We start from the raw sequence: 13,403 nt of genomic DNA on the forward strand, positions 1-13,403 counted from the left end.
CGCTATGGAGTTCAACTCCCCCAACTTATCGGCAGCTTGTTGCCATGGAATCAATCCCTTCTGGGCTTTATTAACCGCATCTAAGGCATAAAAGTATGTGTCAGAAAGCTTTTTCAGATATACGATGGGCGTTACGTGGTTGGTATAAATAGTTTGGATGTATTTATCCTCTTTGTTAATCCCATACGAGCCATAAATGCCGATAATCAGCGTAACCGAGATGGCAAACGCAGCCAAAATACTGAGCTTGGTAGAAATCTTTAAATTCTTCATAATATTCTTATTGTTAATGGTTTAGTAGTTTTAATGTTGTGTTTGTTCTTCCGTAGGTTGAATTTCTTGTACTACGGCGAGGTCTTTGGCTGAAAATACTTTATCTATATTCAGCATCAGAATGAAGGTTTCGTCTTTGCGGACTGCTCCTTGGATAAACGTTACGTTGTAGCTCAGCCCGAGTTCCGGGACCGGCTTTATTTCTTCCGAAGAAATGTCTATGACACCCTGTACGGCATCGGCAGTAGCTGCTATGGTCAGCTTAGGGATGGTATTGGTCTCAAAAACAATTACAATGTGCTTATCTTCCGGGCTGGCCGGCAGGGAAAATTTGCACCGGGTATCTACAACAGGCAGTATCTCGCCCCGAAAATTGATAATCCCCAAAATATGCTCCGGAGTCCGAGGTATCTTCGTAACAGGCTGCTTCTGAAATACTTCCAGAACATTGGAAACCGACACAGCAAAACACTCTTCCCCTAAAACAAAAGTTAAATAGGTATCCATATATTATTTAGTTTGGTGTAATCAAATTGATGAGCTTCCCTGTATCTATTAGCAGGGCTATCCCGCCATTACCCAAAATACTGGCTCCAGATATAAAATCTATCTCATGAAATAAGATGCCAATAGGCTTAATGACAGCCTGATACTCGCCAATAATCTCATCCGCAATGACCGCAAAACGCCGCCCATACTTGTTGATAACAATGACTTTCTGCTTCTCTAATCCTTGTTCTTGCGTCTGAAAGACTTCATGAAGATACACATAGGGAATCAGATCGCCCTGAAACGGCAAATGTTTATTCTGTCTATTCAAAAAATGAACCGTGCTCGTAAGCTCACAACTCTCAATATCCTCTATCGGAATAGCATACTTTGCCGAAGCTGACTGGATTAAAAGCGTATCAATAATCGAAATGGTCTGCTGAAGTTTTAATGTAAACGAAGTGCCTAAGCCGTATTCTGAGGTAATAAATATTTCTCCCCGTAAATCCCGCAGTTTACGCCGCACTATATCCATGCCGATACCCCTACCCGATACCAACGAAACTTGTTCACTCGTAGAAAAACCCGGCTCAAACAGCAAATCATAAATCTCTTTATCATTCAATATCTGCGTACTGCTAATCAAATCGCGCTCAATAGCCCGCGTTAATACCGCTTCCCTGTTGATGCCGCGCCCGTCATCAGATACCTGAATAAAAACAAAACTACCGGATTTATAGGCAAAAAACTTCACAATGCCCGTAGAACCCTTGCCAACCTTAACACGCTCTTCCGGAAACTCTATACCATGATCTATACAGTTCCGTAACAAATGAACCAATGGCTCCCATAATGCCTCTACTATGTTCTTATCTAACTCTGTATCTTCGCCGGATACCTCAAATATAACCTCCTTCCCCAATTGCTTCGCCAAATCCCGAACCAACCGACGAAAACGACCTACTACCTCATGCAAAGATACTAACCTTATATTCAACGCATTATCCCGAAACTGCTTCGATAACTTGTCTATCTTCTCCGTAGCCTCCGCTATCCGAATAATCTCCTGATTCTCTACCGACGTTATCAACTCCGACTTCGCCGTTACCAACTCACTGACTAAGTATATCAACGTGTCTATCTTCGCAGACTCTACCGATATCTTAGACGATATTTGTTTTAAAGCCTGACCATCCGTAAGATTATGCTCTACCGGTGAACCCAAAATATCTACCGAAGTATCACCGCCCGGTAAAATCACCAAAGGACTATCCTCTTCCTGAGAAGCCTGAGCACCGGATGCAAGTTCTATCGTACAATAATCTAATATGAAAAATAAGGCATCTTCAATAGCACCAAGCCCACTATCCGTATTCAACTCTATAACCCACACAAAATCACCCGATTCTGAACGCTTACTGCATACTGCCGCCTCACCTAAACAAAATAACGCGCCCAAGCTCTCCGACAAATTTATGTTCCGAGATGATATACTCGAATCCGGCTTGAAACTAATACGCCATACCTGAAACCCAGTTCCCTCTAATGAAGAAGATACCGCTTCAAGGCCATTCCCTGAATCTGTACCTAAACCAACACTATGCAATAACTGGTTGAGCTTATGCTGCAATACCTGATAATCATGATTATCCCCAAAGCCCAACGAAGCATCATGCGTAAATGACCAACGAAAATAATCCGATACCTCAAACGTCAATTGAATAGCCTCTGCATTCAAGCTATGTGTTCCCGATTCCACAGCACCATAAAACGTCTCTAAATCATGGGATAACTTAACTACATCCGAAAAACCATACATCCCGCTACTCCCTTTAATGGTGTGCATCACCCGAAAAATATCCCGAACACTCTCTAAGTCCCCGCGCCCCTCTTCCAACAACACCAACGATAACTCTAAACGACTTAGCAAATCCAAAGACTCCGAAACATAATGTTCCTTATATTGTAGAATATCCATATCCCTAAACAATACTTAAAGCACGCTTACTCAGCTCCACCAACTTGTCTGTAACAAAGGGCTTCTGAATCCAAGCCGTTACCCCCTTTCGACGTGCCCGCTCTCTAATATCCTCACGCTTCTCCGTAGATAAAATAAAAATAGGCGTATGAACACGTGTAGGTATCTTCTTGACCTCCTCCATAAACTCTATCCCATTCATTACCGGCATATTATAATCCGTAATCACCAAATCTATCTGAATATTCGAATTCAAATACTTCAACGCCTCTATCGCCGTAGTACTCTTAAGTACACTAAAACCACGCTGCTCCAACGTAATACCCGTTACAAATAACGTATTCTCAAAATCATCCAACAACAAAATAATCTTCTTCATAATTACCAAAAATTACCGACTCAACAAATAAAAAGATAAAATTATATTATCATTCAATTCAATTCAATTCAATTCAATTCAATTCAATTCAATTCAATTCAATTCAATTCAATAAATTATTACTGATTTGCAAATATAAAAAACATATAAATATAAACAAATATTACTCAATAAAAATAAATATTATTTTATGTAATAATATAGAATCATATTATTGTAATCAAACAGAATATATATTGGTTCAACTATAATCAGCAGAGCAAACTAATCCGGCATCTATTTCTTTTCGTCTGAAAATAGGGTGCATAAATCCAAAAAAGATTTATCAGACAGGTAGATTACAGAACTTTGTATTGAATTTGAATAAAAGAAAAGTTTATGGGAAATTTCTTCAAAAAAGTTGGGCTAATGTTTTTTGCCTTATTTGTAACTCTAATGCTGCTGTTTGTAGTAACGCTTGGGATGCTCAAGCTGTTTTCGGGCAAAAAATCGGTTACTGTGGCAGAAAATTCGGTTTTGTATATAGATTTAACCGGATTAGAAATTAAAGAGCGGCAAAAAAATACCCCTTTGGCAAACCTCCCTTTTCCGGGCAAGGATGATATGAAAAAAGTTGGCTTAGATGACATTATTGCCAGTCTAAAACGCGCAAAGGCTGATAAAAACATCAAAGGCATTATGCTGAATGCGGGTCCGCTGATAGCCGGCTGGGCAAGTATAGAATCATTCAAAGAAGCCCTCGAAGATTTCAAAACCTCCAAAAAGTTTATCTACGCTTACAGCGAGATTTATAGCGAAAAGTCATATTACCTCGCCACAGTTGCAGATTCTATATTTATCTACCCACAAGGATTTATGGAATTTAACGGATTTGCTTCTAATCCTATGTTTTTCAAAGGATTATTAGACAAGTTAGATATTCAACCGCTTGTTTTTAGGGTAGGTACGTTCAAGTCTGCAGTAGAGCCATTTATCTTAGACAAAATGAGCGATGCTAACCGCGAACAAACATCTGTTCTTTTGAATGACTTTTGGAGCTACTTTTTGTCTGTGGTTTCTAAAAAGAGAAATATTTCTACCGAGACGCTAACTGATTTGGCTAATCAAGGTAAAATAGAAAATGCTCGCTCCGCTGTAGAGAATAAATTAGCCGATAAACTTGCTTATGAAGATGAGGTGATAGACCTCTGCAAGAAACAATGTGGTCTTGATGCCAAAAAAGATCTCAATCAAATAAAACTCGGGAAGTATATTGACGTAAGTGATGAGCAAGCCGGCCTTAAAGTTTCCAATAGTGATAAAAAGATTGCTGTGGTTTATGGTGTCGGCGATATTAATTCCGGTAAGGGCGGCGATGAAAGTATTGGTTCAGAAACAGTTGTAAAAGCACTGCGCAAAGCGCGTACAGATGAAAATGTGAAAGCTGTTGTTTTGCGCGTAAATAGCCCCGGAGGTTCTGCCTTAGCCTCTGACGTAATCTGGCGGGAAATCATGCTTACCAAAAAGGTAAAACCCATCATTGCCTCATTTGGAGACGTAGCTGCCTCCGGCGGTTATTACATATCTGCTGCCTGCGACCAGATTGTAGCCCAACCCAATACCATAACAGGCTCCATTGGCGTGTTTGGGCTAATGTATAACAGCGAAAAACTATTCAAAAACAAACTCGGTATCACCTTCGACAGAGTCGTTACCAACACAATGGCCGACCTTGGCAACCCAAACAGAGCCATGACAGAAGCTGAAGCGAAATTGATTCAAAAAAGTGTTGAAGATATTTACGGCGTATTCTTAAACGTAGTTAAAAATGGAAGACCCGGGAAATTTCAGGATTCATTAGCCGTAGATGCCGTAGGACAAGGACGTGTATGGTCAGGCACACGCGGAGTAGAAAAAGGACTCGTAGATGAACTCGGAGGCCTCAATAAAGCCGTCTTATTAGCTGCCAAAAAAGCCGGATTAGGCGATGATTATCAAGTGATTTACCTCCCAAAAGAAAAAGAATTATTTGAGTCTTTATTTGATGACGGTGCAGAAGAAGTGAAAAGTTTTATCTTAGAAAAACTCCTCCTCAAAGAGCAAAAAACAGCATTACAATACCTACAAAATTATAATGATCCCAGAGGTATCTATATGCGTATGACAGCAGTTCCCAGTATAGACTAAAATCATCACTCAATTTTATCCCCTACACTTAGGTTAAGACGACCTAAGTGTAGGGTTTTTCATAAAAAAACGGGTTGTACAAAACACTATATCCGTAATTTCGTAATTATTCAACTGAACCTAAAATATTAACAGCAAAAAATATGGAACAACATTGGAAAAACAAGTGGGACGAACGATTTGGCCAAGAAGAATATGCTTATGGTGAACTCCCTAATAATTTTCTCAAGGAACAAATAGATAGATTAAAGCTCGGAAGGATTCTTTTTCCGGCAGAGGGAGAAGGGCGTAATGCCGTTTATGCAGCTACACTCGGTTGGCAGGTTTCTGCTTTTGATACCAGCACCGAAGGACAAAAAAAAGCCCTAAAACTGGCGCAGAAAAATAACGTAACTATTGACTATATCATCAGCGACCTACAAACATTGAGCTATCATCCTAACCAATTTGACGCAATCGGGCTTATTTATGCCCACTTTCCCGCAGATATTAAGCAGCTATATTATCAAACCCTGAGCCAGTATTTATGTAGCGGCGGAACAGTTATCCTTGAAGGTTTTAGCAAAAAACACATTGGCTATAACTCCATAAATGAAAAAGTCGGAGGCCCAAAAGACATTGAAATGCTGTTTTCAACGGCAGAAATCGTAGCGTGTTTTCCAAATTACACCATTGATATTTTGGAAGAAGTTGAAGTTGAGCTAAACGAAGGCCTTTATCACAACGGAAAAGGCTCTGTCATAAGATTTGTAGGACGAAAAAAGTAGCTTCTCCTTTATTACCAAAGAATCTCAACGGAAAATCAAGGGATCTTCTTACCTTACAAGCATTATTTTTGAGATAACGAACAAATTTAGTATTCTAACTTAATTCTTTATTTAACTTCGCAGGCTTTATTGATAGCTGTACCAACATTTGACTATCCGTAACGAATATTGACACCTTTTATACTCTAAAAAATCTAAACTGCGCCTATTTCTCAAATCGGAAATAGCGTTATACTTATGGGACGAAAAATCATAAACATTATCTTAATCATAGGATCTCCTATTACGCTTCTTGCCTCCATTTGGTTAAAACTCGTAAGAAGAGCAGGAACGGGTTGGTTAGGGGACAAAATTTTTATGGGAGTAGGGGTTTTACCCGTCTTAGACCACTACTATCAACCTATGATTAACCCTAAAAAACATTTACTCAAATCATTGCGGGAGGATAGGAATCTAAACGGAATTGACTTCAATACCCAAGAACAATTAGATTTATTAGCTAAATTTAGCTATAATGAAGAACTCTTAAAATTTCCTACCCAAAAGAAACAAGAAATTGAATATTACTACGATAACGGCTCATATTGCTCGGGAGATGCCGAGTACCTTTATAGTGTCGTTAGGCATTTTAAACCAAACCGAATCATTGAAATCGGAAGCGGATTTTCAACCTTAATGGTGAGAAATGCTATCACTGCAAATGCACTTGATAATCCGAACTACAAATGCAATCATATTTGTATAGAACCTTATGAGCAACCTTGGTTAGAAAAAGTATCCGTTGAATTAATCCGAAAAAAAGCCGAAGACGTTGATTTGTCTTTTTTTAATACATTAGGCCCAAACGACATCTTGTTTATAGATTCTTCTCACATGATAAGGCCGCAAGGAGATGTACTTTTTGAATACTTAGAACTATTGCCCACATTAAATTCCGGTGTGTTAATACACATTCATGATATTTTCACCCCCAAAGACTATTTAGATGAGTGGGTATTTGACAAGCATTTAATGTGGAATGAGCAGTATTTGTTAGAGGCTTTTATGATTTACAATTCGGAGTTTAAAATCATAGGGGCACTAAACTATTTAGCGCATAACTATCGGAAAGAGTTTTCGGCGAAATCCCCTATTTTTGCCCAGCAGCAGGGCAGAGAACCGGGATCTTTTTGGTTAGTAAAAAAATAATATCTCATTTGAGCTGCCTAACAAACTATTTTAGCAGCTATTTCACAAAGATAACTCCCACTTAATTAGGCAAAATATCCCGTTTACAAAAGAGGATGCAGTACATTTTTTTTATGGATTGTTTTTGGATTCATTGAGTTAGTATCTTTGCTATCCTATGGATTCCAAAAAAGTAGCATTATTTGAGCAGATTTTAGAGGAGATGGTGCCTTTTCATCGGATATTACAATTGCGTTTAGAAGAGATTTCAACGGGTTGTGCGCGGCTCAGGATTCCCTATCGGCCTGATTTAGTAGGAGATCCAAGAAGAAACTCTATTCATGGCGGCGTAATTGCTTCCGCTATGGATGCTGCCGGCGGTGCAGCAGCCCTCACTACCTTAACATCCTATGAAGATAGATGCTCAACCATAGATTTACGGGTAGATTACTACCGGCCCGGCAGAGCAGAAGACATCATCACCGAAGCACGCATCGCCCAAAACGGAAATAGAGTTATCTTTACTCATATTAAAGCATACCACCCGTCAGACCCCAATAGCATAATAGCAGAAGGAACAGCCGTATTTAGTGTCCGTAGAACAGAACCCAGTAATAACATCGAAACCCCGCTTGTCTTGTGATAATCCCAAGTACTACTATTTCTTTCAAAAATTACTAAATTATTGTGGAAATAAATAACTCAAACAATATCCCACCTAACGAAGAGCCAAATAATCCAAAAGTGATAACCTTTTGGGAATACATACGCTCAAAGGTATTTCTGAAATTCTCTTTACTGGTAATAGCCGGCGGAACTCTCTTTGTACTATTCTTTTTTTACCTCTTTTTACCATTCTACACAAATCATGGAAAGTCAATCACGGTTCCAGAAGTTGTTAATTTAAAAATCCATGAAGGAGCAGACTTATTAGAAAAAAACAATCTAAATGCTATTGTTACCGACTCTGAGTACTACGCATCATTACCGCCGCTTACAATCCTCCGCCAGGACCCACCAGCATTTGAAAAAGTAAAACCGGATAGAAAAATATACTTAGTCATCAATCGCCTCAGACCTCCGCAGGTAAAATTACCCGAAGTTTTAGAGGTTAATTTCCAGCAATGTAAATATATGCTTGAATTACGGGGGCTAAAAGTAGGAGGTTTTACTTATGTAAGTGGTTTTGCGCGAGACCAAGTCTTGAAAGCTTTTTACAAAGACAGAGAACTAAAACCCGGCGATTTAGTAACCGTAGGTTCTAAAATAGACCTCATTATCAGCCGTGGGCAAGGAACTGACAAGGTGAAACTTCCTAACTTAATCGGCCTCAGCCTCAGTGATGCAACTGAAGTTTTGGCTACACAAAAACTTAGTATCGGTGGAGTTCGCTACGCAAAAAGCACAAAAACACCCGAAGGAACTGTTTTTAAACAATATCCAGATCCATCAGCCGTTGATTCTGTCATTGAAGGATATACGGTAGATATTTACATTAATGGACGGCCTCCTGAAGAAAAAATCATTATTGAGTAATAACTTATGAATACAAAACGCACTGCTCTTTATTCTGAACATCTTGCTGCCGGAGCTAAACTCATCCCTTTTGCCGGCTTTGAAATGCCGGTACGTTATACCGGCGATGTAGCTGAACATCTTTTAGTGAGAGAACACGCCGGAATGTTTGATGTTTCCCACATGGGACAATTCTTTTTCTCCGGACCTAACGCCTTAGATTTACTCCAATATGCAACTACTAACGATGTTAGTAAGCTAACTATCGGAAAAGCCCAATACGCTGCATTACCTAACGGCAAAGGCGGCCTTGTTGATGACCTAATTGTATATCGAACCGGAGAACAAAATTATATGGCCGTAGTAAATGCCGCAAATATCGAAAAAGACTGGAATTGGCTTTCTGAACTAAATAAACGCTTCCATGCAACCCTACATAACCATTCAGACCAGCTATCATTAATAGCCGTTTCTGGCCCAAAAGCAGAAAAAATCGTTTCTCAAATAGCCTCTTTTCCCCTATCAGATTTAGCCTACTACACCTTTAGAACCGGAAATGTAGCTAATATTGAAAACGTTACCATAGCAACTACCGGCTACACCGGCGAAAGAACATTTGAAATTATTATCCCCAACGAATATGCTGTATATCTCTGGAAAACACTTTTAGAAATTGGGAAACCGGAAGGCTTACAGCCAACAGGGCTTGGTGCACGGGATACCTTACGCCTCGAAATGGGATATATGCTCTACGGAAATGATATTGACGATACTACTTCTGCATTAGAAGCCGGCCTAAATTGGGTTACTAAACTAAATAAACCCGATTTTATAGACATTGAACTCTATAAAAACCAAAAACAATACGGAACCAAACGAAAATTAGTTTGCTTCGAAATGATAGAACGTGGCATCCCCAGAAGCCACTATCCAATAGCTAAAGACGGAAATATAGTTGGCAACGTTACCTCCGGAACCCAAAGCCCAATCCTACAAAAAGGAATCGGAATGGGATACGTACCTACTGAAATGGCTCAAATCAACAATGAAATACAAATTATTATCCGAGAAAAACCGATTTTAGCCAAAATCGTAACCCCGCCCTTCATACAAAAAACCAACGTAACAAAATCTGCCTAAAACGTGTTTACCGGCATTATTGAAACACAAGCTGAAGTTATCACCCTTGAAACCGAAGGAACGGGATACCAAATCACATTCACCTGCCCAATCACTACCGAGCTTCACATAGACCAAAGTATCGCCCATGACGGAATCTGCCTGACAATTATCAAAATTGATATTCACACACAACAATATCAAGTAATTGCGGTTCAAGAAACAATCTTAAAAACTACTATTAAAGATTGGAAGGCGGGAACAGTCGTAAACATCGAACGATGTTTACGACTGGGAGACCGCTTAGACGGGCACTGGGTGCAAGGCCATGTGGATACTACCGGAAAAGTAGTTAGAATCCAAAATAATCACGCAAGTTATGAATACGTAATTTCCTTTGATCCCGAACATCAATTACTGATTGTGCCCAAAGGTTCTATTTGTGTGAATGGTATTAGCCTAACGGTAGTTCAAGCTAATATAAGTTCCTTTTCGGTAGCGATTATCCCCTACACCTACGAACATACTAATCTAAAACATTTAAAACCAGGTGATTCCGTCAATTTAGAGTTTGATATTATCGGAAAATATTTGTTACGGTTTAATGGTGAGGTTAAGAAACCTTTCGGGTTATCTTAGCCCCAATGGCATTTAGCCTCGTTTCAATAAATTGATAGCCTCTGTCAATTTGCTCAATATTGTAGATTTTACTTTTTCCGTGTGCAGCCATTGCTGCCATCAGGAGGGCAACTCCGGCGCGAATATCCGGACTGGTCATAGATATTGCTCGAAGCGGATGTTTTCGGCCTGAACCAATTACGGTACAACGATGTGGATCACACAAAATAATTTGCGCGCCCATATCAATCAGTTTATCTGTAAAAAACAACCTGCTTTCAAACATCTTCTGATGTATCAAAACAGTACCTAAGCATTGTGTAGCAACAACCAAAACAATGCTCAATAAATCCGGCGTAAACCCCGGCCAGGGGTGGTCTGAAATAGTTAAAATACCACCATCTAAAAATGTGTCTATTTGGCAAACCCCTTCGGATGCAACAATCAGATTGTTTCCTGATTGATGAATTTGGACACCTAACCTCTTGAAAACATCCGGGATAATTCCAAGATATTCAATATCAGCATTTTCGATAGTAAGCTCTGATTGTGTGATGGCGGCCATTCCGATAAAACTACCGACTTCAATCATATCTGAAAGGAGGCGGTGCTCTGTACCTTGTAGTTTAGCTACACCGTTAATAGTCAATAAATTTGAACCTATTCCAGAAATTTTGGCTCCCATTCGGTTCAGCATATTGCATAGCTGCTGGATATAAGGTTCACAGGCAGCATGATAGATTGTTGTTGAGCCTTCGGCTAAGACAGCTGCCATGATGATATTAGCGGTTCCGGTTACCGAAGCTTCATCTAAGAGCATATAGTTGCCGCGTAAACCCTTTGGGGCATTCAAGGTAAATGATTGGATTTCAGGGTCAAATTCCAATATTGCGCCTAATTTTTGGAATCCGATGAAGTGAGTATCTAAGCGTCTGCGGCCGATTTTATCGCCACCGGGTTGCGGAACTATTGTCTGGCCAAACCTTGCTAATAATGGCCCCGCCAACATCACAGAGCCACGTAGATGCGATGCCTGACGACGATATTCTTCGCTTTGCAAAAAGTCTGTACGAATGTTTAGGGCACGAAAACGATAACATCCTTCACCAATATGCTCTACTTCAACGCCAAGTGTTTCTAATAAACTAATCATGCGCAGCACATCTACAATCTGTGGTAGATTAGACACCGTAACCCAGTCTTCCGTTAAAACAACGGCTGCTAATATCTGAAGGGCTTCATTTTTAGCCCCTTGTGGCTGAATGCTCCCACTTAAACGGCAAGGGCCATCTACTTCAAAGTACTGCATAGCTATTTTCGTTTATGACGATTTTTATCAAACTGATTTTTACTTCGATGTTTAAACTGATTATTGTTTCTTCGATGTTGGTTGTTAAATTGCTGATTACCATGCCGTTGTACGCTACGTATTTCTAATTGTTCTCGAGAGTAAACTAATTTTCCCTGCGAAAGTTGGCTTAAATGTTCCAATAGCGTTTCGTCTCGTAAAGATGTTTGTCGGGTATTAGACATAACCTGTTTCATAACATTCACAATCACATTCACCAATTCCAAACGTGCTTGCTCATCAGATATAGCTATTGCTCGCTGAATTAAATATTTTACAAGGCTTCCGTACTGACTAATTCCCTTTTCAGCCTTCTGATAATCAATATGTCGAGTTATCGTTATTTCTTCTGTTGGTGGGCTTGGTGTTGGAAATGGGCTTCCGAGGTCGTACTTATAGTTTGTAATCATGTATAAATGATCCCATAATTTACGTTGATATTCATCAGAATCATGCTGGCCGGGAGAAATGGTAGCCATCATGCGAATAATCTCTTTTGCCAAAGCGTGGCGGCGAACATCCTCCATTTCGGCATTTAATTTTTCTGCCCAATGATGAATATGAGCACCGTATTCTCGAAATTTTAACATTGAAAATTAGTTTGATTTAACATTCTACTCATTAAAGTACGTAAAAATGTTTTTTACGCAAATTTACACAAAGTCCTTTCTTTTTGTTTATTTCATAGCGTTTATTTCTGGATTTACAAAATATACTCGATACTATTCCCAAAAGTGTGTGCAGCGAGGGGTTTCTTAAATTAAATTTTGAGAAAGTAATAAGCTGAATAAACTCAGCTTTACACAAGAGCAAATTAGGAAAATTTTATAGGAAGTAGCAAGTTCTGCGGGCTAATCTGGCCAAGTTTTACAAATCTCATTGGAAGAGATGATGCTCTGATACTCTCTATAATAGAGATCTTGTTTTTCAGTCTTATAAGCATCAAAAGCCCGCTATAGCGGGCTTTTGATGCTTATAAGACTGAAAACTACTGTTAGGTTAGATATGTTATGACGCATATATTTCGTATCTTTACAAAAAAACAATGATACGATACACGATTAAATTGACAAAGGAAGAAGTAGAGGAACTTCAGGCAATCATTAATAAAGGAAGCCATACTTCACAAACATTCCGTACTGCTTATATTCTGTTAAACTGCGATGAAGGCGAATATTCTGACAAAGTAACCAATGAACAGATTAGTAAAGTACTGAAAGTAGGGATGCGAACCATAGACAGAGTTAAGAAAAAATTTATTGAAGAGGGTTTCGAGCAAGTGCTGGAACGCAGACAGACAAGCCGAAAATATGAAATAAAGATAGACGGCGAGGTGGAAGCTAAATTGGTTGCACTATGCTGTAGCGAGCCACCCAAAGGATTTGCAAAATGGTCTTTGCGATTGTTAGCAGATAAGATGGTAGAGCTGAATTACGTGGACAGCATATCTTATGTTTCGGTTGGGAATGTTTTAAAAAAAATGAACTTAAGCCTTGGAAAGTAAAAGGTTGGGTAATTCCACCGGAAAAAAGTAGTGAGTTTGTAGCACATATGGAAAATGTATTGGATGTTTATAAAAGACCT

13 protein-coding genes and 1 pseudogene are annotated in these 13,403 nt (G+C 39.3%); 8 read left to right on the forward strand and 6 right to left on the reverse strand.

Annotation, left to right across the window (positions count from 1 at the left end; genetic code table 11):
- The 4 genes from LC115_07615 to LC115_07630 form a co-directional block, all read right to left on the reverse strand.
- Nucleotides 1-273, reverse strand: a 273-nt coding sequence (locus tag LC115_07615; protein MCZ2356538.1) for an MCP four helix bundle domain-containing protein, incomplete at its 3' end; no start/stop codon positions are given.
- A gap of 30 nt (nt 274-303) precedes the next feature.
- A complete protein-coding gene (locus LC115_07620; protein MCZ2356539.1) occupies nt 304-780 on the reverse strand; it encodes a chemotaxis protein CheW in 477 nt (158 codons plus the stop codon).
- Between the two features lie 7 nt (nt 781-787).
- A complete protein-coding gene (locus LC115_07625; protein MCZ2356540.1) occupies nt 788-2,740 on the reverse strand; it encodes a chemotaxis protein CheA in 1,953 nt (650 codons plus the stop codon).
- A 4-nt stretch (nt 2,741-2,744) separates the two neighbouring features.
- Nucleotides 2,745-3,119 (reverse strand): response regulator, encoded by a 375-nt coding sequence (locus tag LC115_07630; protein MCZ2356541.1) that lies wholly within the window; start codon nt 3,117-3,119, stop codon nt 2,745-2,747.
- A gap of 378 nt (nt 3,120-3,497) precedes the next feature.
- Here LC115_07630 and sppA point away from each other — a divergent pair, with 378 nt between their 5' ends.
- The 7 genes from sppA to LC115_07665 all read left to right on the forward strand — a co-directional run bounded on the left by sppA (nt 3,498) and on the right by LC115_07665 (nt 10,492).
- Entirely contained in the window at nt 3,498-5,285 is a 1,788-nt protein-coding gene (gene sppA / locus LC115_07635; GenBank protein MCZ2356542.1) for a signal peptide peptidase SppA, read from the forward strand.
- A 143-nt stretch (nt 5,286-5,428) separates the two neighbouring features.
- Nucleotides 5,429-6,052: a class I SAM-dependent methyltransferase gene (locus LC115_07640; protein ID MCZ2356543.1), complete on the forward strand. Its 624-nt coding sequence runs from the start codon at nt 5,429-5,431 to the stop codon at nt 6,050-6,052.
- Between the two features lie 237 nt (nt 6,053-6,289).
- Complete coding sequence (locus LC115_07645; protein ID MCZ2356544.1) at nt 6,290-7,240, forward strand: class I SAM-dependent methyltransferase; 951 nt, start codon at nt 6,290-6,292, stop codon at nt 7,238-7,240.
- Nucleotides 7,241-7,397: 157 nt separating this feature from the next.
- Nucleotides 7,398-7,862: a hotdog fold thioesterase gene (locus tag LC115_07650; protein MCZ2356545.1), complete on the forward strand. Its 465-nt coding sequence runs from the start codon at nt 7,398-7,400 to the stop codon at nt 7,860-7,862.
- Nucleotides 7,863-7,906: 44 nt separating this feature from the next.
- The gene (locus tag LC115_07655) at nt 7,907-8,755 is read left to right on the forward strand and encodes a PASTA domain-containing protein (protein ID MCZ2356546.1); all 849 of its coding nucleotides are present in this window, start codon (nt 7,907-7,909) and stop codon (nt 8,753-8,755) included.
- Between the two features lie 6 nt (nt 8,756-8,761).
- Nucleotides 8,762-9,874, forward strand: coding sequence for a glycine cleavage system aminomethyltransferase GcvT (gcvT, locus tag LC115_07660; GenBank protein ID MCZ2356547.1), 1,113 nt, complete (start codon nt 8,762-8,764; stop codon nt 9,872-9,874).
- 3 nt (nt 9,875-9,877) lie between these two features.
- Complete coding sequence (locus LC115_07665; GenBank protein MCZ2356548.1) at nt 9,878-10,492, forward strand: riboflavin synthase; 615 nt, start codon at nt 9,878-9,880, stop codon at nt 10,490-10,492.
- Here the strand turns inward: LC115_07665 and murA are convergent.
- Both murA and LC115_07675 read right to left on the reverse strand, forming a co-directional pair.
- Entirely contained in the window at nt 10,467-11,780 is a 1,314-nt protein-coding gene (murA, locus tag LC115_07670) for a UDP-N-acetylglucosamine 1-carboxyvinyltransferase (protein MCZ2356549.1), read from the reverse strand. The two genes, LC115_07665 and murA, sit on opposite strands and share 26 nt — an antisense overlap.
- A 2-nt stretch (nt 11,781-11,782) precedes the next feature.
- Nucleotides 11,783-12,409: a DUF4290 domain-containing protein gene (locus LC115_07675; GenBank protein ID MCZ2356550.1), complete on the reverse strand. Its 627-nt coding sequence runs from the start codon at nt 12,407-12,409 to the stop codon at nt 11,783-11,785.
- A gap of 455 nt (nt 12,410-12,864) precedes the next feature.
- Between LC115_07675 and LC115_07680 the strand changes: the two are divergent.
- Nucleotides 12,865-13,403 (forward strand): annotated as a pseudogene (locus LC115_07680) (helix-turn-helix domain-containing protein).

This window comes from Bacteroidia bacterium (assembly GCA_026932145.1).
Lineage (GTDB): Bacteria > Bacteroidota > Bacteroidia > J057 > JAIXKT01 > JAIXKT01.